A 22,899-nucleotide genomic window follows, 5' to 3' on the forward strand; every position below is an offset into this window, starting at 1 on the left:
AGGCGCCTTTACGTTTCACCTTTCACGTTTCACACGATCTCGGCCTTCTCGATGACCACGTCCTCCAGCGGCACGTCCTGGTGGAAGCCCTTGCTGCCGGTGCGCACGCCGCGGATGGCGTCGACGATGTCGAGGCCTTCGCTGACTTCGCCGAAGACGCAGTAGCCCCAGCCCTGGCCCATGGGGGCCTTGAAGTCGAGGAAGTCGTTATCGACCACGTTGATGAAGAACTGGGCGGTGGCGGAGTGGGGGTCGTTGGTGCGGGCCATGGCGACGGTGCCGCGCTTGTTCTTCAAACCATTGGCGGCCTCGTTGTCGATGGGGGCCTTGGTGTCCTTCTGCTTCATGCCGGGGGCGAAACCGCCGCCCTGGATCATGAAGTTCTTGATGACGCGGTGGAAGACGGTGCCGTCGTAATGGCCATCCCTGACGTAGGCGAGGAAGTTCTCGACCGTCTTGGGGGCTTTCTCGGTGTCGAGCTTGAGGGTGAAGGCGCCGAGGTTGGTGGTGAATTTGACCATGGGGAGGGTTCCTTATTTGTCGCTGAGAATCTTGGCGGTCTTGATGACCACGGGGGTTTGCGGGACGTTCTGGTAATCCCCGTGGTTGCCGGTGGGGACGGCGGCGATGGTGTCGACCACTTCCATGCCTTCGGTGACCTTGCCGAAGACCGCATAGCCGTAGCCGCCCTGGTTGGGGGCGCGGAAATCGAGGAAGGCGTTGCGCTTGAGGTTGATGAAGAACTGGACGCGGGCCGAGTGGGGATCCATGGTGCGGGCCATGGCCAGGGTGCCGCGGCTGTTGTAGAGGCCGTTGTCGGCTTCGTTCTGGAGCGCCGGGGTGAGGACTTTCTTCTCTTCCATGGCGGAATTGAAGCCGCCGCCCTGGATCATGAAGTTCTCGATGACGCGGTGGAAGATGGTGCCGTCGTAGAAGCCGTGCTTAACGTTGTAGAGAAACATTTCCACCGTCTTCGGGGCCTTGTCCGGGTACAACTCGATGAGGATGCGGCCCTTGTTGGTCTGCATTTCGACGGTGGGCAGGGCCCAGGCCGTGGCGGCGAACACCAGGCCGGCGGCGAGGGTGGCGAGGGACTTCAACATCAGGCGGCTCCTTCGTAAATGATCTTCCAGCGGCCTTCCTCACGGATCCAGTACTGCCGCTTCTTCATGACATTGCTCAGATTGTTGCTGCGGTAGTCCTGGTCGAAGGTGACGACCACGACTTCTTCCTTGCCGGGATTGCGGAAGACCGAAAGCTTGTCGGTCTTGACCTTGATCCATTCCTTGCCCGCATTGACCTGCCGCTTCTGGGCGGCGAACTGCTCGAAATTCTGGCTGTTGGCCTGGAAGCGGCGCGAGTAGTGGCGCAGGTAGCGCTCGGTGTCGCGGCTTTCCCAGTCGCTGCGCCAGGCGTCGATGCTGCGATTGAGTTCGGTGCGCTCCTTGTTCCAGTCATCCAGGGAGAGCCACTCGACGGAGTTGCTGATGATGACCGGCGTGAGGCCCACCTGGAGATTTTTGGCCACGGCGTTGAGGTCGGTGTTGGCCAGGACGACGCAGCCGTCCGAAGCCCTGGGGGGGCGCGAGAAGGTGTCGGAGGGTGTGCCGTGCAGCCAGATGCCGCTGCCGCTGCGCCCCTGACGCTTGTCCCACTCATTGGGGTAGCTGATGGGGTAGGCCCCGGTGCCGTAGAGGTCGGCCAGCTTCTGGCGCGACAGGTTGGCGGTGACGTGATAGACGCCGATGGGGGTGCGCTTGTCCCCCTCGGCAACCTTGTCGGCGCCCTGTTTGCCCTGGGTGACGTAGTAGTCGGCCACGAAGCGCGGCCGGCCCGCCGTGGCATCGTTTTCGTAGACATAAAGACGCGATTTCTGGGTGTCGACCACGATGGCGTAGCGCTGGTCGGGGGGCATCTCGAGGAGATAGCGCGGAACGAAATTGGCCGCCGGCTTTTCCTTGTAACCCTTCAGGCGGGCGATGGCTTCGGCGCGCAGGTCGGCGACCTTGTCGCCCGGGGCGCCGTTGAGGGCGCCGAAGCCGTTGAGGGGCTGCGCCCGGGCCAGCAGCAGGTCGCCCCGGATCAGGTGGCCGAGGCGGAAATTGGGGTATTGGCCCACCAGGATTTCGGAGAGGCGCAGGGCCTCGTCGAGGCGATTGCCCTCGATTTCGGCGAAGACGCGGGCCAGCAGGGGTTCCGGGCCGGAGTCGGAGACGGTGGCAGGACGTGTGAGGGCGGGAGCGGCCAGGAGCGCCGCGGGGGCAGCACGGTAGGCAGCCTGGCGCAGCGGCTTGACGCTCCTGGTCGTCTCGGCGCGAGCCTTGCCGGTCGAAGCCTTGCTGGCCTGAACCTTGGCGGAGACAGGCTGCTTGGCCGATTTGCGTGGCTTGGCTTCGGCAGGACCGCCGGCTGCCAGGGCCGCGATGACCAGCGCCAGGGCGGCGACGGATTTCAGCGCGAGCTTTCGTCCCGGATGAGCCATTTGCCACCGGCCCGAACGAATACGAGCACCTTGGAAGTCGAAGTTTTCAGGCCGGTGGCCTTGTAATGCTGGCGGAACTTGACCGTGGCCCGGTCTCCGTCGAGGGTGATGTCAGGGGTGTCGTAGCTGACGGAAATCTTGCCCGATTTGCCGGCGATGCGTTCTTCGCGCTCTTCCTCCCAAGCCTTGCGGGACATGCCCTTGGGCGGGACGAAGTCGGAGGAATAGTGGGCCAGATAGGCCGGGACGTCCTTCCTGGACCAGGCGGATGCCCAGCCGGCGAGGGCCTTGGCGACCTCGTCGGAGCGGTCTTCGCCGCGGGCGGCGGGCCGGGGTTCGGGGGCCTTGGCGGGGGCCGGGACGGGCGCCGGAGCGGCAGCAGGAGCGGGTGCGGGGGCAGCAGCGGCCGGTGTCGTGGCGACGACGGTGGCGGTCGGGGCCGGTGGGGCCGCGGGCTTGGCCGCGGGTGGCGGCGCCGTGCTGGCGGAAACGGCAGCGGGAACGGGGGCGGGGGCGGCTACGGGGGCCGGAGCCGGGGCGGGCTTCGCGGCCGGGGCTGCCGGCGCCGCTGGCGCTGCGGCGGCCTGGGGCTTCACGTTGGGCCGTGCCGAAGTGCTGATGAGGTCACGGATCAACGCCATTTTGTTCTGGGCCGTGGCATTGGCGGAATCGATCTGCAAGGCCTTGTCGTAGGCCTGGCTGGCCAGCTTGGCGTAGACGTCGCCCAGATTTTCGTAGGCGATGGCGTAGGAGGGATGAGTGCGAATCGCCATTTCCAGCGCCGTGCGGGCTTTGTCGTACTGCTTCTGCTGGGCGTAGAGCACTGCGAGGTTGTTGTAGGGCTCGGGCAGTTCGGGGTAATCCTCGGTCAGCTTGGTGAAGACGGCGATGGCATCCGCCGGCTTGTTCATTTCGGTGAGAATGAGCCCCTTGAGGAAGCGGCCTTGAGCGTCCCGGGGCTTGCCGGCGAGATAGGCGTCGACTTTTTCCAGGGCCTGGGGGTACTGGCCCTGCTTGATGAGTTTCTGCACATCGGGGAGGTTGTCCGCCGCTGCCGGAAGAGCGGCCCCCAGGGCGAGGCCGAGGACTGCGGCGCGAAGGAAGGCCCGGGCTTGGCAGCGGGTCTGGAGCAGGAAGGGCGCGATCATCGCTATGCTATACTCGGACGGGTTCGACAATCCGCTGATTCTACCAATAAGACCGGCCATTCCAAAGTCTTGGCCCGCGCCGGACCCTCTGCCCAGCCGCTCATGCTCAAGATCCACAATTCCCTGACCCGGGAAAAGCAGCCCTTTACCCCCATCGAACCCGGCAAGGTCCGCATGTATGTTTGCGGCATGACCGTCTACGATTTCTGCCACCTCGGCCACGCCCGGGTGATGGTGGTCTTCGACATGGTCTATCGCTGGCTGAAGGCCAGTGGCTACGACGTCACCTACGTGCGCAACATCACCGATATCGACGACAAGATCATCAAGCGCGCCAACGAGAACGGCGAGACCATTCTCAAACTGACCAAGCGCTTCATCGCCGCCATGCACGAGGATGCCGACGCCCTGGGCGTGCTGCGCCCCGACCACGAGCCCCGGGCGACGGACTTCGTGCCCCAGATGCTCGATCTCATCGGCAAGCTGGAAGGGCGCGGGCTGGCTTACCGGGCGAGCGACGGCGACGTGAATTACGCGGTGCGCAAGTTCGCAGGCTACGGCAAGCTTTCCGGCAAGTCGCTCGATGACCTGCGGGCCGGCGAGCGGGTCGAGGTCGATTCCGCCAAGCAGGATCCGCTGGATTTCGTGCTGTGGAAGCATGCCAAGCCGGGTGAACCGGCCTGGCAATCCCCCTGGGGCGAGGGCCGGCCAGGCTGGCACATCGAGTGCTCGGCCATGAGTTCCCATTTGCTGGGCAAGCATTTCGACATCCATGGTGGGGGGCAGGATCTGCAATTCCCCCACCACGAAAACGAAATCGCGCAATCCGAAGGCGCCCACGACTGCCGCTTCGTCAATTACTGGATGCACAACGGCTTCGTGCGGGTGGATAACGAGAAGATGTCCAAGTCCCTGGGCAATTTCTTCACCATCCGCGAAGTCTTGAAGGCCTACGATGCCGAAGTGGTGCGCTTCTTCATCCTGCGTGCCCACTACCGCAGCCCGCTGAATTACTCCGATGCCCATCTCGACGACGCCAAGCGCAGCCTGGACGGCCTCTACTTCACCCTGCGGGACGTGCCGCCGGTTGCCGCGGCCATTGACTGGTCCAATGCCTTCGCCGCCCGCTTCCACGAAGCCCTGGACGAGGACTTCGACTCCCACGGCGCCATTGCCGTCCTCTTCGACCTGGCTGGAGAAGTCAACCGCAGCCGAGATTCGTCCCTGGCCGGATTGCTCAAGGCCCTGGCCGGCATCATCGGCCTGCTGCAGCGCGACCCCGTGTCCTACCTGCGCGGCGGTGCGGCCGCCGGCGGTCTGGACGAGGCGGCCATCGAGCAATTGATCTCCGACCGGGTGGCCGCCAAGAAAGCCCGCAACTTCGCCGAGTCGGACCGTATCCGCGAAGCCTTGAGAACCGCCGGAGTGATCCTGGAAGACACCCCCCAAGGCACCACCTGGCGCCGGGCCTGACGCAAAACGGGGTCAAAAAAACGGGGTCAGGTCTTGCAATGCAATATCGGCGAGTCTCCGTTCTGCCTGCTGTTATCCACCGGCACCCAACGGCCTGATTGTCCGCACCTCACTCTCCGCCGCTTTCCCCGCGCTTCACGATGCGGCTGACTGTGGCGTAGTGGACGCCGAAACACCGGCCAATCTGCTGTTGCGTGTAGTCGCCACTGGCGAAGGCCGCCCGGATTCCGGTGTCGCGGTCAGGGGCATCGTCCCGGTAGCGCTCGAGGGGCTTTGCGGGTGCGCGCCGCTGGGCTCGCGGAATTTCAGGGCGATCAAGGGCGCCCGCGGTGGCGGCAAGGGCTTCGCGGATGAAATCATCGCTGCCGAGATAGATTTGGCCGCTGAGGGCTTGCCATGGGCCGGGGCGTCCAATGCCGGCATTGACGAAGTCAATGTAAGCCTGGCGTGCATGTTCCGGGGTGCCGGAGAATTGGTCGAGGAGCCAGTGGGTGTCGAGCCAGGCAGGGGCTGTATGGCTACCGACCATGGCGTGCCAGGAACTCCAGGGCCAGTCGCCGGGCGTAGCCGTCATGCCGGCCCTTACGGGATTGAGGACCACGTAGCGGGAGACTTCGAGGAGGTGTGCGTCGCGCTCGACGAGAATGGCCTTGTAGCGGCCTTGGAAGACGTGGCCGACGCGCTGGTGCTGGCGGTTTACGTATTGCGTGTAGACGCCGTTGATCTGACGCATCCCCTGCGCGAGGTTGGCTTCCGGGGTTTCGACGACCAGATGGTAGTGATTGGTCATTTGGCACCAGGCGTGGCAGCGCCAGTTGAATCGTCGGCAGACCGAGCCCAGGAGCGTGATCCAGTGGAGTCGGTCGGAATCGTCGAGGAAGATGTCCTCACTCCGGTCACCCCGGGCGGTGATGTGATAGAGGCCACCGGCGAGTTCGATGCGCAGGGGTCGGGCCATGATGGGCGCTTGGGAGAGCGGGGTGGGCAAGGGGATGGGGATGTTGCAATGCAAGACCTGACCCCGGTATTGCGGTATTGGGTTTTGGCCTCGACTTTCGTTATTTCATGACTTTGCCGCCAGAGCCGACGACGGTCAGTTCCACGTAGCGTGAACCCAGGCGGTCGTCGGTGCCGAAACTGATGCGATAGCCGCCCAGGTCTACCTGGTGCATGGCTTCCAGAGCGGCGATCAGGCGCTCCCGGGTGACGTCCCGCCCCAGGCGGCGCAGGGCGTCGGCCATCACTCGGGCGTTGATGTAGCCTTCCAGGCCGTAGTAGGAGTACTTGTCGGCCTGCTTGCCGATGGCCCGCTGGTAGTCGCGGACGACGGCGACAGTGTCGTTCCAGGGGTAGGGCATGACCTGGGAGATGCCGATGCCGCGGGCGTCGTTGCCCAGTTCCTGGGCCAGGACTTCGGCGCCCACCGGCGACAGGGTCATGAACATGGGGAACTGATTGGCCTTCTTCATGGCCTTGACGAAGGCAGCGGTGGGTTTGTAGAGGGTGACCATGATCACGGCCTGGGGGCTGACCTTGGCTATGGCCTCGACGGCCTTGCCGACGTCGAGGGAATTGCGTTCCACGGTGCCCACGGCCACCGGCGTGAGCTGGTGTTTCTTGAGGGCGGTGGTGACGCCTTCCAGGCCGCTCTTGCCGAATCCGTCGTTCTGGTAGAAGACGGCGATGTTCTTTAGGCCCAGGGAGGTGATCTGGTTGACGATGGCCTCCGCCTCGTCGGCATAGCTCGCCCGCAGGTTGAACATGTAGCGGTTGTTGGGGTTGGCCGAAGGCGCCTGGCGCAGGCTGCCGGCGCCGGAAATGGTTCCGATCAGGGGCACCTTTGCCGGGCCGAAGGCGTTGTTCATCGCTTCGGTGGTGGGGGATGAACCGTAGTAGCCGAGGAGGGCGAAGACCTGCTTCTCCTGGATGAGGGCCTTGGTGTTGGCCAGGGTGCGCTCGGTTTCGTAGCCGTCGTCTATGGCCACCAGTTCGATCTTGCGGCCGTTGATCCCGCCGGATTTGTTGATCTGGTCGAAGTAGGCGCTGATGGATTCGCGCATCGCCAGGCCATAGACGCCATTCGGCCCCGTGAAGGGAGAAGACATGCCGAGGATGATGCTGGTATCGGTCACACCGGGATCGGCCCGCACCAGACCGCAGGCCAGGGTGAGACAAAGAGAGGCAAGGGCAGCAAGCGTCCGTCTCATGGCGACTCCTCCGGAGTGTGGATTTTGTCGCTATTGGACAACAGGCCGATGCCGCCTGCAACCAGGTTTTCCGCCCGGGCCGGCACCCGTGGCCGGCTTTGCGTTAACTGCTGAAAAAGTCCTTCACCTTGTCCATCCAGGATTTGGCCCGGGGGTTGTGCTTGCCGGCGTGTTCGTTGCTGATGTCTTCAAGCTCCCGCAGCAGTTCCTTCTGGCGCTCGGTGAGGTTGACCGGGGTTTCGACCACGACGTGGCAGAGCAGATCGCCGTGGGTGTGGCTGCGCACCCCCTTGATACCCTTGCCGCGCAGGCGGAAAACCCGCCCGGACTGGGTTTCGGCGGGAATGCGGATGTTCGCGGCCCCATCCAGGGTGGGAATCTCGATTTCGCCGCCCAGGGCTGCCGTGGTGAAGGAAACGGGCATTTCGCAATGGAGGTCGTTGTGGTCCCGCTGGAAGACGGTGTGCTGCTTGAGGTGGATCTGGACGTAGAGGTCGCCCGGGGGGCCTCCGTTGACGCCGTGCTCCCCCTCGCCGGCGAGGCGGATGCGATCGCCCTCGTCGACTCCGGCGGGAATCTTGACCGCCAGGGTCTTGTGCTGCTTGATGCGCCCGGCGCCCCCGCAGGCCCCGCAGGGGTCCGGAATGTAGCGCCCGGTACCGTGGCATTTGGGGCAGGTCTGCTGGATGGAGAAAAACCCCTGCTGCAGGCGGACCTGGCCGCTGCCCTGGCAGGTGGGGCAGGTCTTGGGCTGGGTTCCCGGTTTGGCGCCACTGCCATGGCAGACCTCGCAGGCCTCCATGGTGGGAATACGAATCTTGGTTTCGGTGCCGTGGGCCGCCTGTTCGAGGGAGACCTCCAGGTTGTAGCGTAGGTCGGCGCCACGGTAGATGTTGCTGCGCCCATGCCCGCTGCCACCGCCGCGACCGCCGAAGATTTCGTCGAAGATGCCGCCGAAGGCGTCGGCAAAGCCGCCCATGCCGGCACCGCCGCCAAAACCCCCGCCCATGCCGGCCTGGGGGTCTACCCCGGCGTGGCCGAACTGGTCGTAGGCCGCCCGCTTCTGGCCATCGGAGAGAATTTCGTAGGCCTCCTTGGCCTCCTTGAACTTCTCCTCCGCCGCCGGATTGTCCGGATTGCGGTCGGGATGGTGCTTCATGGCCAACTTGCGGTAGGCCTTCTTGATTTCGTCGTCCGAGGCGTCGCGGTTGACGCCGAGGATTTCGTAAAAATCGCGCTTTGACATGTGCGTTGTCCGGCTGAGCTGGTGCGAAGGCCGGATCGAGCGGCGAGGGCTCGTCCGCTTGAATCCGGCCAGTTAGAACGGCGCGTCAGCGTCCGCTTTAACCCTTCTTGTCCTTGTTCACTTCCGTGAACTCGGCGTCGACCACGTCGCCCTCGACCGTCTTTTCGCCTTGCTGCTGGGCGCCGGCCCCCGCCGCACCGGCGGCGGCACCTTCGGCCTGCTGCTGGGCGTACATCTTTTCGCCCAGCTTCTGGGCGGCGGCGGAGAGGGCTTCGGTCTTGGCGGCGATGCTGTCCTTGTCGCCGGAGCGCAGCTCTTCCTCGACGTCCTTGATGGCCTTCTCGATCGCTTCCTTCTCGCCGGCATCCAGCTTGTCGCCGTACTCGGTGAGGGATTTCTTGACCATGTGCACCATGCCGTCGGCGGAATTGCGGGCGTCGGCCAGTTCGTGGGCCTTCTTGTCCTCTTCCGCGTGCAGCTCGGCGTCCTTCACCATGCGCTGGATTTCTTCTTCGGAGAGGCCGGAGTTGGCCTTGATGGTGATCTTGTTTTCCTTGCCGGTGGCCTTGTCCTTGGCGGTGACGTGCATGATGCCGTTGGCGTCGATGTCGAAGATGACCTCGATCTGCGGCATGCCGCGGGGGGCCGGGGGGATGCCTTCCAGGTTGAACTGGCCGAGGCTCTTGTTGCCGGCGGACATTTCGCGCTCACCCTGCAGGACATGGATGGTGACGGCGGACTGGTTGTCGTCGGCGGTGGAGAAGACCTGGCTGGCCTTGGTGGGGATGGTGGTGTTCTTCTGGATCAGCTTGGTCATGACGCCGCCCAGGGTTTCGATACCGAGAGAGAGCGGAGTGACGTCGAGCAGCAGCACGTCCTTGACCTCGCCCTGCAGCACGCCGCCCTGGATGGCAGCGCCGACGGCGACGGCCTCATCGGGGTTCACATCCTTGCGCGGCTCCTTGCCGAAGAATTCCTTCACCTTGTCCTGCACCTTGGGCATGCGCGTCTGGCCGCCGACCAGGATCACGTCGTCGATGTCGCCGACCTTGACGCCGGCATCCTTGAGCGCCGTGGCGCAGGGGGCGATGGTGCGCTCGACCAGCTCTTCCACCAGGGACTCGAACTTGGCGCGGGTGATCTTCAGGGCCAGGTGCTTGGGGCCCGTGGCGTCGGCGGTGATGTAGGGCAGGTTGATTTCGGTCTGCTGCAGGGAGGAGAGCTCGATCTTGGCCTTTTCTGCGGCTTCCTTGAGGCGTTGCAGGGCCAGCACGTCCTTCTTCAGGTCGACGCCGGATTCCTTCTGGAATTCGCCGATGATGTAGTCGATGAGGCGCTGGTCGAAGTCTTCGCCGCCGAGGAAGGTGTCACCGTTGGTGGCCAGCACTTCGAACTGCTTCTCGCCATCCACGTCGGCGATTTCGATGATGGAAATGTCGAAGGTGCCGCCGCCCAGGTCGAAGACGGCGATCTTGCGATCCTTGGTGGAAGACTTGTCCATGCCGAAGGCCAGGGCCGCGGCAGTGGGCTCGTTGATGATGCGCTTGACTTCCAGGCCCGCGATGCGGCCGGCGTCCTTGGTGGCCTGGCGCTGGCTGTCGTTGAAGTAGGCGGGCACGGTGATGACGGCCTCGGTGACTTCCTCGCCCAGATAGTCCTCGGCGGTCTTCTTCATCTTGCGCAGTACTTCGGCGGAAACCTGGGGCGGGGCGATTTTCTTGTCGCGCACTTCCACCCAGGCGTCGCCGTTGTCGGCCTTGGAAATCTTGTAGGGCATCAGGGCAATGTCCTTCTGCACTTCCTTCTCTTCGAAGCGGCGGCCGATGAGGCGCTTGACCGCGTACAGGGTGTTCTTGGGGTTGGTGACGGCCTGACGCTTGGCCGGGGCGCCGCACAGGATCTCGCCGTCTTCGGAGTAGCCGACGATGGAGGGCGTGGTGCGCGCGCCTTCGGAGTTCTCGATGACCTTGGGAGAGCCGCCTTCCATGATGGCGACGCAGGAGTTGGTGGTGCCGAGGTCGATGCCGATGATCTTGCCCATGTTGGTTCCTTTGATTGAATGCGATGTGATGTTCTGGAGTTGGGGCCGGCGCCCCGAAATTTCAAGACTTCGGCTTGGCCACCATGACCAGGGCCGGGCGGAGCGTCCGCTCGGCGATCAGGTAACCCTTTTGCAGCACGGTGACGACCGTGTTGGCTTCCTGTTCCGAATCCACCATGCCGATGGCCTGGTGTTTGTGGGGATCGAATTTTTCGCCCACCGGGTTGATTTCGACCAGGGCGTTCTTATCGAAGGCAGAGACCAGTTGCTTCAGAGTGATCTCGACGCCGGACCGGAAGTTCTCGACGGTTTGCTCGGGGACGGCGAGGGCGGCTTCCAGGCTGTCCTTTACCGCCAGCAGTTCGCCGGCGAATTTCTCCACGGCAAACTTGTGGGCCTTGGTGATGTCATCCTGGGCGCGGCGGCGGATGTTTTCGCCCTCAGCCTTGGCTCGCAGCCAGGCGTCGTGGTGTTCGGCCACCTTGAGTTCCAGCTGGCGCAGCTGTTCTTCGGGGCTGGGGAGGGTGTCCACGATCGCTTCGGCGGGCACGGACTCCGTGGCACCGGCCGGTGCCGGCGGTGCGGAGGGGGAGGGCTCGGCAGCGATGGGCTCCGGGCCGGGCAGGGGTTCCTGGGGGATTTCTGGGTTGGACATGGGCTTCTCCGGAAAAACTCTCCCCCATCTTGGGGCGGGGGTTATCATTTCAAGCCCTGTAAGCAACTTTTTCTCCGTGCTACGATGGACGGAGTCAAGCGGCGTCCTCCCCATGGAAAACATCGGCAAATACAAGGTCATCAAGGAACTGGGCAAGGGCGCAACGGCGGTTGTCTACCTTTGCGACGATCCGGACACCCAGAGACAAGTGGCGGTCAAGCTGGTGCGCTTCGGCAAGGACAACGCGGCCATGTCGCGCCGCCTGCGCAAGCTCTTCCAGACCGAGGGCATCACGGCAAGGCGCCTCGATCATCCCAATATCGTGCGCATCTTCGACGCAGTGGTCGAGGACGACTACGCCTATCTCGCCATGGAGTATGTCGCGGGCGATTCCCTGGAGAAGTATTGCCGCATCGACAAGATGCTCCCCATGCACCGGGTGGTGGGCATCATCTTCAAATGTTGCCTGGCGCTGGACCACGCCTATCGCCAGGGGGTGATCCATCGCGATATCAAGCCGGCCAACATCATGCTCACCAGCGACGACGAGCCCAAGATCGCTGATTTCGGTCTGGCCCTCAATCTTCAGAAGGACATGGACAGGGACTCGACCTTCATCATGGGGGTTGGCTCACCGGCCTACATGTCTCCGGAACAGATCAAGGGTTATGCCCTCAATCAGAAGACCGATCTCTACTCCCTGGGGGTGGTGCTCTTCCAGATGCTGACCGGGCGTCTGCCTTTCCGGGCCAATAACCAGGCGACCCTGGTCTACAAGATCATCAATACCGATTCGCCCGCAGTGACGGCCCTCAATCCGAGTCTGCCGGAAGCCCTCAATCCCATCATCAAGAAATCCCTGGAAAAGGATCTCTACACCCGCTACAAAAACGGTGCCGAAATGGCCAAGGATCTCTCCACGGTGCGCTTCCAGATATGGGAGGAGGATGATACCGAGCAGGATACCCGGCACTTCGAGGCGCTGCGCAAACTGGAATTCTTTACCGAGTTCGAGAACGTCGAATTGTGGGAAGTTCTGCGGGTTGCGGTTTGGAGGGAGTTGGCACCCGGCGTGACTATCGTGCGCGAGGGCGAGTCCAACGCTTTCTTCGGCATCATCGTTCAGGGTTTTGTCGAGGTTTCCGTCCAGGGGCGCGCTCTTTGCCGCCTGGGGGCCAGCGAACCCATCGGCGAGGTGGCTTATCTCCACCCGGTCAACAAGAAGCGCCACGCCACGGTGGTCACTCTTGAGCCTACCTTGTTCCTCGAGATCAGTGCCTCAGCGCTCGCGTTGTCGTCGGAGGAACTGCTGGAGCGTATGCGCAATGTCTTGATAGCCCGCATGATCGACCGCATGCGCAAAGTCACCGAGATTGCGGCGGCCCACGGAGCCCCTGCGGTAGATGCAGGGACCGGATCGCTTTCCGGAGGCACCCGTTCTCGCCCGGGTTCCGGGCTCGACATGGAACTTTCGCCGATGTGAATGGAGCCCCCGGCCCCGGGGGCTCAAACCTTGAAGCGGCCGACGAGGTTCTGCAAGCCGTCGGCAAGGCGCCGCAGGTCGTGGGCTGCCCCGGCGGTTTTCTCGACGGCTCCGCTGTTGTCCCGAGCCATGCCGGCGATGGAATCAATGCCGCTCACGACTTCACCGGAAACCCGCCGCTGGTGATCGGTGGCGCCGGCGATGGCGTCCAGCCCGCGTCCGACCTCGGTGACTGATCCGTTGGTGGCTTCCAGGACGTTGGCCACCGAATCGACTGCCGACTGGCTCGATTCCAGGTGTTCCAGCCCCTCTTCGATGGTACGGCGTACGGCCACCGACTGCTGGCCGATGGTGGCCGTGATGGCATCGATTTCCCCGGCCGCCCGGGACGACTTCTCGGCCAGCTTGCGGACTTCGTCGGCCACCACCGCGAAACCGCGCCCCTGTTCGCCCGCGCGGGCGGCCTCGATGGCGGCGTTGAGGGCCAGGAGATTGGTCTGCTCGGCGATGTCTTTCACTTCGCGCGTCATATGGGTGATCGCTTCGGTATTGCGCACGAATTCGCCGACTGAGTCGGCCATCTGCCGCACCGCCTTTTCGACCACGTCCATTTCGCCCAGGAGCACCTTGAGGTTGCGGCCGCCTTCCTGGGCCCGGGCCAGGCTTTCCTGGGACTGCTGCTGGACGTGCCCCGCGTTGCCGGCAATGGCCGAGATGCTCTCGACCAGTTGCTCCACCGCCGCAGCCGCCGCCCCCGATTTCTGATCCTGCAAGTGCGAGCTCTGGGCCACACGGTCTGCATTTTCCGACAGCGAGGCAACCCGGGCCGACACCTGCTGGGCGGCGTCGCGCACCTGGCGCACGAGACCGCTGAAATTTTCCATCATCTCGTTGAATACGGCGGCTGCCTGACCGACCTCATCCTGGCCCCGCACGGGCAGGCGGCGGGTGAGATCCCCCTCGCCGCGGGCGATGTCCTCCAGGCCACGCCGGAGGCTCTCCAGCGGTGTGGTCACGAAGTGCCGCGTGAGCAGAAAGATGATGACCAGAAGCACACCGATGACGATGAGGGCCGCGCCGGCAATCTTCAGTCGGAAGTCGCTTACCGCAGCTTCCACCGAGTCGAGGGAAACCTTCATGCTCACGATGCCGAGGACGGTCCCTTCGGTGACCTGGTGGCAGGCGACACAGTCCTTGCCCAGGTAGTTCTTGGAGGCCCGGGTGGGGTTGACGACCCGCAGGTAGGCATTGGCCCCCTCGCGCTGCAGCGAGACATGGGGCGTACCAGTGGCCATCACCTGGTTCTCGACGGCGTCGAGTTCCCGGCCGGCCTTGCTGTCCGGCCCGAAGGCCTTGATGACCGCCTCACCCCGGGCGACGTGCAATTCGCGAATGATCGAAAGCTGCTTGATCTGGTCGAGGAAGACCTCGCGTTGCCCCACCGTGCCGGTGATCATCATGCCGGTGAGTCCGGCCATGGTCATTTCGTGGATGGAGTGCGCAAAATCCTGGGCCTGCCTTATGGCCGTGTCGCGATTGACTTGGGTGGCCCAAAGAATGACCACGGTCCATACCACCACCAGGACAAACCAAATGGCGGCGGAGAGCCGCAGCCATATCTTCCAGTCCGCAATGCGCATTTCCCCCGCCCCTCGTAGAGTGCCGCCGGATTCTTTGTCAGGCGGTCAGATCAATGTGGCTGATTGTGCCAGCCTCGCCGGTTTCGCGCAAAGCGATTCCCGTGGCGCGCAGCGTTCCCAACTGGGCCGCGTCGCTTCCGTACAGATCGAAGGGGGTGGTGACCCTGCTGAGCGATAGCGCACCCACGCCAGCCTCGGCCAAGGACAGGCCCTGGCGCCCGGGGTCGGCGAGGGGGTTCCAGGTGCGCAGCGTGGCGAACTGGGCGTCGTTTTCGTCGATCCATCCGTTGCCATCTCCGTCGAGGGTGGCGAGTTCCGAGAATCCGTCGCCGCTCGCGGGGCCAAAGAGTTCGCTGCCATCGTCAACGATTCCGTTACCGTTGCGGTCGATGGCGAGGAACCCGCTGCCGGCCATGGGCGCGGCCAGGTTTTCCGCCGTGCCGTCCCCGTCGAGGTCGAAGGAAAAACGAGTCGACGCCAGTTGCGGGGCCTTGCCGGAAAAATTGATCACCAACGGGTCTTTTTGCCGTGCCGCTTCGCCGAGCCGCAGACTGAGGCGGGTTTCGGAAAGACTTTCCCGATGCAGGGCAAAGCTGAGCTGGAAGTCGAAGGAGCGGCCATCGGCCGTGGTGACCGACCCGGCAGCATGGAAGCTGACGTCTTCGCTCTGGTAGCGGGTTTCCCGCAGCTCGTATGTGAGTCCGAACCCGGGGCCCTGTCCGGTCCCGGACTGAGGGGGAGGCGCCGAGACGTTCGGGGCATCGCCCGGGGAAGCGAGCTGGCCCGCATCGAAAACCTGGACAGCGCGGCCGGTAAGGGCCTCGAGGATGAGGCGGATGATCTGGAAGCGGGGTTCGCAGTCCGAACAGGATTCCTCCGTCTGGGCGGTACGTCCGGCTGCGGAAATGTCGCTTGCGGGACGCTCCCGGGGTGGTGCTTCGGGTAGGGTGGGACGCCGGTTCCAGGCGTTGAGGCGTTCTTCGCGGGACTGGAACTCCAGCCGGGAATGGGCCGAGGCAAGCTCGATCGAGGCAGCGGCGATACGCATGGTGGTCTCCCGAGTGGCGAGGGATACCTCCTTCTACGGCCGGGCGGCGGGGGGCTTTAGCGCAACGGAAGCCTCAACCCGGCGCGCCCAGATCGCGCGCCCGCCGCGCTGAATCGGCGAGGGCGGCCGGGTCTGCGCTGCGCCGGGTCGGCCAGCCGGTGAGGTGGCGCTCGACGAGGTCCGCCAGGGCCGCGATCCAGGCCGGCTGTTCGTTGAGGGCGGGAATGTAATGGAAGGTCTTGCCGCCGCTTGCCAGGAAGGTGGCCCGGGCTTCCAGGGCGATTTCCTCCAGGGTTTCCAGGCAGTCGCCGACGAATCCGGGACAGATGACGTCGACCCGGTCGATTCCTGAGCGGGCCAGTTGCTCCAGGGTGGGCGCGGTATAGGGCTGGAGCCACTCCGCCCGGCCGAAGCGCGACTGGAAGGTCACCAGGGCCCGGTCTGGCGCAAGACCGAGGCGTTCGGCGAGGAGGCGCCCGGTCTTCCTGCACTCGCAGTGGTAGGGGTCGCCCAGGTCGAGGCTGCGGCGGGGCAGGCCGTGAAAACTCATGACCAGGCGGTAGCGTTCGTCCGGCAGGCCGCTGTCTTGCCAATGGCGGCGGACCGAGGCCTCCAGGGCGGCGAGGTAGCCCTCGTCGTCCGCAAAACTGCGCAGGGTACGGATTTCGGGCTGGTTGCGGGTGACGGCGAGCCAGCCGGCCAGCCGGTCGACCACGGTGCCGGTGGTGCTGGCGGCGTATTGGGGATAAAGGGGGACGCCCAGAATGCGGTCGGCCCCCTCGGCCTTGAGACGATCGAGAACCGCGGGCAGGGCCGGTTCGCCGTAACGCATTCCCCACGCGACGGTGACGTGGTGGCCCCGTGCGCCGAGAAGGCCGGCGAGGAGCTTGGCCTGGCGTTCGGTATGGACCCGAAGAGGGGAGCCCTCGGGGGTCCATACGGCGGCGTACTTGGCCGCCGACCGGGCGGGGCGGACGTTGAGGATCACGCCGTTGAGGATGGGCCACCAGAGGAGGCGGGGAATCTCGACCACGCGGGGGTCGGAGAGAAATTCCTTGAGGTAGCGGCGCAGTGCCTTGGCGGTGGGGGCTTCCGGCGTCCCCAGGTTGACCAGGACGACGGCGGGACGGGTCGGCGTGCCATGGCGGTACGCCGGTTCGGGACGGAAACGGGACATCAGGTGCCTTGCTGGGTGGTGAGGGCGCTGGACAGGAGTCGTGCGGTGATGTCCACGATGGGGATGACTCGCTCGTAGGCCATGCGGGTGGGGCCGATGACGCCCACGGAGCCGACGATGCGCCCACCGACTTCGTAGGGGGCCGTCACGACGCTGCATTCGTCCAGGGGGGCGATGCCCGATTCCCCGCCGATGAAGATCTGGACGCCCTCGGCCCGCTGGGAAATATCCAGGAGCCGCATCAGGCTGGAGCGTTGCTCGAAGAGATCGAACAGTTCCCGTAGGCGCCGCATGTTGGACGACAACTCCTCCACGTCCAGCAGATTGCGTTCGCCAGAGATCACGCAGGGCATGGCCGTTTCCGCCAGGGCGTCGCCGCCCGCCTCCAGGACGGCGGTCATCAGGGGCTTGATATCGCTGCGCAACTGCTCGATTTCGGCATTCAGGCGCAGGCGGATTTGCTCGAAATCCATGCCGGCGAACTGCTGGCTGAGAAAATTGGCCGCGCTGACGAGTTCGGCGGGGGAATAGGATTTTTCCGAGACGAGAACCCGATTCTGCACGTCACCGTCGGTGGTGACGATGATGAGCAGGATGCGCTTTTCCGACAACGCGAGAAATTCGATCTGGCGGATACGGGGCGGACTGCGGCGCGGTGCCACGACGATGCCCGCGAAATGGGTGAGGCCAGAAAGCAGTTGTGAGGCGCTGGCGATGAGCTGCTGAGGCTGGGCAATTTGCAGGGCACCTTCCATTTCCCCCACCCGGGCAGGGTCCAGGGGCTCGACCGTGAGCAGACTGTCGACAAAGAGGCGGTATCCACGCGGCGTCGGAATCCGGCCGGCCGAAGTGTGCGGGCTGGCGACGAATCCGGCCTCCTCCAGATCGGCCATCACGTTGCGGATGGTGGCGGGTGAAAGGTCGAGGCCCGAGAAACGCGACAGGGCGCGGGATCCCACGGGTTGGCCGTCGGCGATGTAGTGTTCTACGAGCGCCTTGAGGAGGGTTCTGGAGCGTTGGTCGAGCATGGGGCGATTCTGGCAAAAAAATTCCTCTTGCGGGAGAAGATCGTGGTTTGTCACGCAAGAAGCGGGACCGGAGGGGCCGGGATGCCAGTCGACTGAAGGGAATTGTGCCAAAATTCGCCCCATGAGTTCTCCCTTCGGCTCCTACCGCTCGCCTCGCACCATCGCCCTGGTGGGGAAGTATCACAGCCCGGAGATTGCGGAGTCCCTGCGTCGCCTGGCCGAGTACCTGCACGAGCGGGGCATCAGCGTCTTCATCGAAAGAGAGACTTCCGAGCGCATCGGCAAGCTGGTCGACCTGTCGCGCTGGGTCACCTGCGGCTTCAACGATATCGGCGCCCACGCGGACCTGGCCATCGTTCTGGGCGGCGATGGGACCATGCTCAATGCGGCGCGCCGGCTGGCACGCTACGGTGTGCCCCTCGTCGGGGTCAACCAGGGGCGCCTCGGCTTCATGACCGATATCGCGCGCAGCGACATGCTGTCCTGCATGGACGACCTTCTCGATGGGCGCTTCACGGCTGAGAAGCGGATGTTGCTGGACGCCGAAGTGCTGCGCGACGGTCGGGAGGTGGCGGCCAACCTGGCTCTGAATGACCTGGTGGTGGATAAGGGCGCCATCGGGCGCATGATCGAGCTGGAGCTTTTCATCGACGGCGAGTTCATCTACAACCTCCGCTCGGACGGGCTCATCGTGTCGACGCCGACCGGGTCCACCGCCTATGCCCTTTCCGCGGGGGGGCCGATTCTGCACCCGACCCTGACCGGCATCGCCCTGGTTCCCCTGTGTCCCCACGCCCTCACCAACCGGCCGGTGCTGGTCAATGACACGGCGGAAATCGAGCTTCGCATCACCTACGCCGACGATCCGCGAGTGCACTTCGACGGTCAGGTCACCCTCGACCTGCGGGCCCAGGATTGCGTCCGCCTGCGGCGCTCCGAGTATTCGATCTGTTTTCTCCATCCGCCGGGCTACCGCTATTTCGCCATGCTGCGTCAGAAGCTCCAATGGAGCGAACGCCCCCGGGGGCACTGATGCTGCGTCGCCTCGATTTACGCAATTACGTCATCGTTGACCGGCTGGAACTGGAGTTTGCGGGGGGCTTCGGTGCTTTGACCGGAGAGACGGGGGCAGGAAAATCCATTCTGGTCGACGCCCTGGCTCTGGCCCTCGGAGAACGCGCCGAAGGGGGAGTCGTTCGGGCGGGCTGCGACAAGGCGGAACTCGCTGCGGTGTTCGACGTCGCCGGCCGGCCAGCGGTGCGCGACTGGCTGGCTGCCAACGACTTCGACGCCGACGAGGAGTTGCTGCTGCGGCGGGTCATCGACAGCGGTGGGCGTTCCCGGGCCTATATCAACGGTGCTCCCGCCACGGCCCAGCAGTTGCGCGAGGTGGCGGAAGACCTGGTCGATATCCACGGCCAGCACGCCCATCAGTCCCTGCTGCGGGCCGACGCCCAGCGGACCCTGCTCGACGCCCATGCCGGACAGGCTGCCCTGGCCGCGGAAACCGCCGCCGCGTTCCGCGCCTGGCGCGAGGCCGAACTGGCCTTAGCAACCGCCGCGGCCAGCGGTGAAGGCCTGGCGCGGGAGCGGGAGCAACTGGAGTGGCAGGTCGCCGAACTCGATGGCCTGGGGCTGGGGCCGGACGAGTGGGAGGCGCTGGAAGCGGAACACCGGAGGCTGGCCCACGCCGCCAGTCTGCTCGAAGGCGCCCAGTTCGCCCTGGCCGCCCTGTGCGAAGGTGAGGGCGCCTGCGAAGGACAACTGGATGCGGTACACCGGCGCCTCGACGACCTCGCCACCTACGATGCCGGTCTGGGCGACATTGCCGGCCTGCTCCAGTCGGCCCAGGCCGAGTTGGTCGAAGCCGTTTCCCTCCTGCGGCGCTACGCCGATCGGGTTGACCTCGATCCCCGCCGCCTGGCGCAGGTCGAGGGACGCATCGAGGCGATCCACGGGGCGGCACGCAAGTTTCGTGTCCGTCCTGAAGAACTCGGAGAACTGCTCGTCCAGGCGCGGGGACGTCTCGGAGAAATCGGGGCCGCTTTCAATACCGAGGCCTTGCGCTCCCGCGTCGAGGCCTGCCGCGGCGCCTATCTCGCCCTGGCGCAGCGCCTTTCCGCCGGCCGTCGGCAGGCCGCGGACGATCTGGCCACGGCCGTGACGGCGCTCATGGCCGATCTGGCCCTCGCTTCAGGGCGCTTCGAGGTGGCGCTGCTTTCCGGCGAGCCCGCCGCCTACGGGCTCGAACAGGTGGAATTTCGCATCGCCGGGCTCGCCGGCAGCGACGCGCGGCCCCTCGCCCGGGTGGCGTCGGGGGGCGAATTGTCGCGCATCAGCCTAGCCATCCAGGTGGTCGCGTCCCGCTCCTCCCGTGTGCCGACCCTGATCTTCGACGAAGTGGACGTGGGGATCGGCGGCGGCGTCGCGGAAATCATCGGTCGTCTCCTGCGGCAACTGGGCGAGGAACGGCAGATTCTCTGTGTGACCCATTTGCCCCAGGTCGCCGCACGCGCCCAGTGGCAGTGGCAGGTCAGGAAGGATGTCCGGGAAGGCGTCGTGCGCAGCGCCATCGCGCCCCTGGACGGTGAAGGCCGGGTGGGCGAGATCGCTCGCATGCTGGGCGGGGTGAATATTACCGATATCACCCGGCGTCACGCCCGGGAGCTTCTGGGAATCTGATTCTCGGAGCCTGTGTGTCTCTCGGCTGACGAGCGCGGCTGGCCTGGGTTTCCGGCCAGTATTCAGATCAGCCGGCTTGCGGCGAAGAGCGCCAGCAGTAGAAAGAACACGCCGCTGACGCGGTGAATCCACACCAGGGGAAGTCGCTGAAGCAGCCGCCGACCGGCGATCACACCCAGGATGGAGGTCGCCGCCAGGGCGAGGGTGGCTCCCGACCACACCGCACTGGACGGGGCGGTGCTCCCCAGGCCGGCAACGGCAATCTGGGTCTTGTCGCCGAATTCGGCCAGAAAGATCAGGGCGAAGGTGGTGACCAGAACGCCCCGGCCGGTTTTTTCCTCCCGCACTTCGTCTTCCTCCTCCTCGCGGTAGCGCAGGGCCTGTATCCCGAAGGCGGCGAAGAGCAGCGCCACGGCGGCCGTGACCAAGCCCTCGGGCAGCCAGGCGGCGACGGCGGAGCCGAACAGGACGGCCAGGCCATTGAGGAGAGCAAAGGCGGCGATGGCGCCGGCCGCAACCGGTAGGCCCCGATGGCGGGCCGCCAGTGACATGCAGACCAACTGGCTCTTGTCGCCTACCTCGGCCAGAGCGATGAGGGCGAAGGCGGTGCCGGCAGAAGTGAGCCAGGTGCCCCAGGCACCGGTTTCGGCGATCACGGCCGCTTAATTCTTGATCTTGGGCGTTCCCGCAGCGCGACTGGGGCAGTCTGCCTTGCTGCAATGGGCGTAGAGGTAGAGCGCGTGCTCCTGGATGGAAAAGCCTCTTTCGGTCGCGATCTGGTGCTGGCGTTGCTCGATTTCCGCATCGTAGAACTCTTCGACCTTGCCACAATCGATGCAGACCAGGTGGTCGTGATGCGTGCCGGCGTTGATTTCAAAAACGGCCTTGCCGGATTCGAAAAAGTGGCGCTCCAGGAGACCCGCCTGCTCGAACTGCGTCAACACCCGGTAAACCGTGGCGAGGCCGATGTCCATGCCTTCCGCGAGGAGGGCCCGATAGACGTCTTCCGCCGTCATGTGGCGGACGCTGCTCTTTTCGAACAATTCCAGAATTTTCAGCCGGGGGAAGGTGGCCTTCAGTCCCATGTTCTTGAGGCTTTGCGGGTCGCTCATCGTCGTTCTACCAGTGGGGGCAAGGCCTGGGGCCGGGTGGATTTCGGGTATGATAGTACGCTTTGGTCCCGTTGAAGAACTCCCTCCGCACGCCGCCATGACCTTTCAGCGCATCCTGATCGCCGCCCTCCTCGTCGGGCTCGCAGCCTGCTCGAACGTTCCGCGGATCGTCACCGAGTACCGCATCGACGTGCAGCAGGGCAATGTGCTTACCCAGGAAATGGTGTCCCAGCTCAAGCCTGGCCAGACCCGGGATCAGGTGCGCTTCCTGCTCGGGACGCCTCTCCTGGCCGATATTTTCCATGCCGAGCGCTGGGACTACGTCTATCGCCTCGAGAACGGCCGGACGAACGCTGTCGAGATGCGCAAATTTTCTGTATTCTTCAATGCAGATGGCCGCCTGGAGAAGGTTTCGGGGGATGTCGAAGTCGCTCAGGTGGCCGATCTGACCGCGCCGGTAGCCAGTACCCAGGTGATCGACCTGGGGTCGCTGCCGACAGACGCCGAAGGCAAGCCCTTGCCGCCGGCTGACGAAAAAGGCTTTTTCGGGCGCCTGCTGGAAAAAGTCGGCTTATAACAAGAGGGGCAGAAGATGAAGGGTTTGCGGATCGGCATCGTCGGTGCCGGGGGGCGCATGGGCCGTACGCTGATCGAGGCGGTCCTCAAGGATGGCGAAGCGGTCCTCGCGGCAGCGATCGACATCCCGGGCAGCCCCCACCTGGGGCGCCCCGCCGGAGAACTTGCCGGTTTTCCGGGCGGTGTCCCGGTGACGGCGGATTTGGTTGCCGCGCTGGAAGGCTGTGATTGCCTCATCGATTTCACCCGTCCGGAAGGCACGTTGCACCACTTGGCGCTGTGTGCCGATCGGGGGGTGGCCATGGTCATCGGCACGACGGGTTTCGATGCGGCGGGCAAGGCAGCCATCGCGGCGGCGGCAGAGCGCGTCCCGGTTGTTTTCGCGCCCAATATGGCGGTGGGGGTCAATGTGGTGTTTCGCCTGCTCGATCTCGCTGCCCGCATCCTGAATACGGGTTACGACGTCGAAATTGTCGAGGCCCACCATCGCATGAAGGTTGATGCCCCCTCAGGAACCGCCCTGCGCATGGGGGAGGTCGTCGCCGCGGCACTGGGGCGCGATTTGAAGGATTGCGCGGTATATGGCCGCGAGGGCGTGACCGGCGAGCGGGATCCTTCCACCATCGGCTTTGCAACGGTGCGGGGGGGCGATATCGTCGGTGACCACACGGTGATGTTCTGCGGCATCGGCGAGCGCGTCGAGGTCAGCCACAAGGCCGGGGGGCGGATGCCCTATGCCCTGGGAAGCCTGCGCGCCGCAAGGTACATGCTGGGCAAGGAACGGGGCCTCTTCGACATGCAGGACGTCCTGGGGCTGCGCTGATTCGAAGCGAAGGGTGCCACGTGAAATGTGAAGGGTGAGGGCATGTCAGCAAGGATGGGTGTTCCGCATTTCACCTTT

Annotated in this window: 21 protein-coding genes; 6 read left to right on the forward strand and 15 right to left on the reverse strand. The window is 64.7% G+C overall.

Annotated features, from left to right (window positions below; genetic code table 11):
* Positions 1-29: 29 nt before the first annotated feature.
* The 4 genes from IPM73_04845 to IPM73_04860 are packed head-to-tail and all read right to left on the reverse strand — an operon-like array spanning position 30 to position 3,630.
* Positions 30-521: a peptidyl-prolyl cis-trans isomerase gene (locus IPM73_04845; protein MBK8917390.1), complete on the reverse strand. Its 492-nt coding sequence runs from the start codon at positions 519-521 to the stop codon at positions 30-32.
* Positions 522-533: 12 nt separating this feature from the next.
* On the reverse strand, positions 534-1,103 hold the full coding sequence (locus IPM73_04850) for a peptidyl-prolyl cis-trans isomerase (protein ID MBK8917391.1): 570 nt from the start codon (positions 1,101-1,103) through the stop codon (positions 534-536).
* On the reverse strand, positions 1,103-2,482 hold the full coding sequence (locus IPM73_04855) for a L,D-transpeptidase family protein (GenBank protein ID MBK8917392.1): 1,380 nt from the start codon (positions 2,480-2,482) through the stop codon (positions 1,103-1,105). Before IPM73_04855 ends, IPM73_04850 begins: the two co-directional genes overlap by 1 nt.
* On the reverse strand, positions 2,452-3,630 hold the full coding sequence (locus IPM73_04860; protein ID MBK8917393.1) for a tetratricopeptide repeat protein: 1,179 nt from the start codon (positions 3,628-3,630) through the stop codon (positions 2,452-2,454). Before IPM73_04860 ends, IPM73_04855 begins: the two co-directional genes overlap by 31 nt.
* A 102-nt stretch (positions 3,631-3,732) precedes the next feature.
* Here IPM73_04860 and IPM73_04865 point away from each other — a divergent pair, with 102 nt between their 5' ends.
* Complete coding sequence (locus tag IPM73_04865) at positions 3,733-5,103, forward strand: cysteine--tRNA ligase (GenBank protein MBK8917394.1); 1,371 nt, start codon at positions 3,733-3,735, stop codon at positions 5,101-5,103.
* A gap of 109 nt (positions 5,104-5,212) precedes the next feature.
* Here IPM73_04865 and IPM73_04870 read toward each other — a convergent pair whose 3' ends face one another.
* The 5 genes from IPM73_04870 to grpE all read right to left on the reverse strand — a co-directional run bounded on the left by IPM73_04870 (position 5,213) and on the right by grpE (position 11,252).
* A complete protein-coding gene (locus IPM73_04870; protein MBK8917395.1) occupies positions 5,213-6,061 on the reverse strand; it encodes a transposase in 849 nt (282 codons plus the stop codon).
* Positions 6,062-6,161: 100 nt separating this feature from the next.
* Complete coding sequence (locus IPM73_04875; protein MBK8917396.1) at positions 6,162-7,310, reverse strand: ABC transporter substrate-binding protein; 1,149 nt, start codon at positions 7,308-7,310, stop codon at positions 6,162-6,164.
* Positions 7,311-7,413: 103 nt separating this feature from the next.
* Positions 7,414-8,556, reverse strand: a complete 1,143-nt coding sequence (gene dnaJ / locus IPM73_04880) for a molecular chaperone DnaJ (GenBank protein MBK8917397.1) — start codon at positions 8,554-8,556, stop codon at positions 7,414-7,416.
* 97 nt (positions 8,557-8,653) lie between these two features.
* Positions 8,654-10,597: a molecular chaperone DnaK gene (dnaK, locus tag IPM73_04885; protein ID MBK8917398.1), complete on the reverse strand. Its 1,944-nt coding sequence runs from the start codon at positions 10,595-10,597 to the stop codon at positions 8,654-8,656.
* Positions 10,598-10,658: 61 nt separating this feature from the next.
* Complete coding sequence (gene grpE / locus IPM73_04890; protein MBK8917399.1) at positions 10,659-11,252, reverse strand: nucleotide exchange factor GrpE; 594 nt, start codon at positions 11,250-11,252, stop codon at positions 10,659-10,661.
* A gap of 112 nt (positions 11,253-11,364) precedes the next feature.
* On the opposite strand from grpE, the gene IPM73_04895 reads away from it, so the two are divergent.
* Positions 11,365-12,735, forward strand: a complete 1,371-nt coding sequence (locus tag IPM73_04895; protein ID MBK8917400.1) for a protein kinase — start codon at positions 11,365-11,367, stop codon at positions 12,733-12,735.
* Positions 12,736-12,758: 23 nt separating this feature from the next.
* Here the strand turns inward: IPM73_04895 and IPM73_04900 are convergent, their stop codons facing one another.
* The 4 genes from IPM73_04900 to hrcA form a co-directional block, all read right to left on the reverse strand.
* Positions 12,759-14,375 (reverse strand): methyl-accepting chemotaxis protein, encoded by a 1,617-nt coding sequence (locus IPM73_04900; GenBank protein MBK8917401.1) that lies wholly within the window; start codon positions 14,373-14,375, stop codon positions 12,759-12,761.
* A gap of 37 nt (positions 14,376-14,412) precedes the next feature.
* The gene (locus IPM73_04905; protein ID MBK8917402.1) at positions 14,413-15,423 is read right to left on the reverse strand and encodes a VCBS repeat-containing protein; all 1,011 of its coding nucleotides are present in this window, start codon (positions 15,421-15,423) and stop codon (positions 14,413-14,415) included.
* Positions 15,424-15,496: 73 nt separating this feature from the next.
* Complete coding sequence (locus IPM73_04910) at positions 15,497-16,600, reverse strand: ferrochelatase (GenBank protein ID MBK8917403.1); 1,104 nt, start codon at positions 16,598-16,600, stop codon at positions 15,497-15,499.
* A complete protein-coding gene (gene hrcA, locus IPM73_04915; GenBank protein MBK8917404.1) occupies positions 16,600-17,628 on the reverse strand; it encodes a heat-inducible transcriptional repressor HrcA in 1,029 nt (342 codons plus the stop codon). The genes IPM73_04910 and hrcA overlap by 1 nt, the downstream gene beginning before the upstream one ends.
* 121 nt (positions 17,629-17,749) lie before the next feature.
* On the opposite strand from hrcA, the gene IPM73_04920 reads away from it, so the two are divergent.
* Positions 17,750-18,661, forward strand: a complete 912-nt coding sequence (locus IPM73_04920) for an NAD kinase (protein ID MBK8917405.1) — start codon at positions 17,750-17,752, stop codon at positions 18,659-18,661.
* Positions 18,661-20,310 (forward strand): DNA repair protein RecN, encoded by a 1,650-nt coding sequence (gene recN / locus IPM73_04925; GenBank protein MBK8917406.1) that lies wholly within the window; start codon positions 18,661-18,663, stop codon positions 20,308-20,310. The genes IPM73_04920 and recN overlap by 1 nt, the downstream gene beginning before the upstream one ends.
* 62 nt (positions 20,311-20,372) lie before the next feature.
* On the opposite strand, the gene IPM73_04930 is transcribed toward recN, so the two are convergent.
* Both IPM73_04930 and fur read right to left on the reverse strand, forming a co-directional pair.
* Positions 20,373-20,963, reverse strand: coding sequence for a TMEM165/GDT1 family protein (locus IPM73_04930; protein MBK8917407.1), 591 nt, complete (start codon positions 20,961-20,963; stop codon positions 20,373-20,375).
* Positions 20,964-20,972: 9 nt separating this feature from the next.
* Positions 20,973-21,422, reverse strand: coding sequence for a ferric iron uptake transcriptional regulator (fur, locus tag IPM73_04935; protein ID MBK8917408.1), 450 nt, complete (start codon positions 21,420-21,422; stop codon positions 20,973-20,975).
* 97 nt (positions 21,423-21,519) lie between these two features.
* Here fur and IPM73_04940 point away from each other — a divergent pair, with 97 nt between their 5' ends.
* The gene (locus IPM73_04940; GenBank protein MBK8917409.1) at positions 21,520-21,999 is read left to right on the forward strand and encodes an outer membrane protein assembly factor BamE; all 480 of its coding nucleotides are present in this window, start codon (positions 21,520-21,522) and stop codon (positions 21,997-21,999) included.
* 15 nt (positions 22,000-22,014) lie between these two features.
* The gene (dapB, locus tag IPM73_04945; protein ID MBK8917410.1) at positions 22,015-22,821 is read left to right on the forward strand and encodes a 4-hydroxy-tetrahydrodipicolinate reductase; all 807 of its coding nucleotides are present in this window, start codon (positions 22,015-22,017) and stop codon (positions 22,819-22,821) included.
* Positions 22,822-22,899 lie beyond the last annotated feature (78 nt).

Source organism: Betaproteobacteria bacterium, from assembly GCA_016720065.1.
Lineage (GTDB): Bacteria > Pseudomonadota > Gammaproteobacteria > Burkholderiales > Rhodocyclaceae > SSSZ01.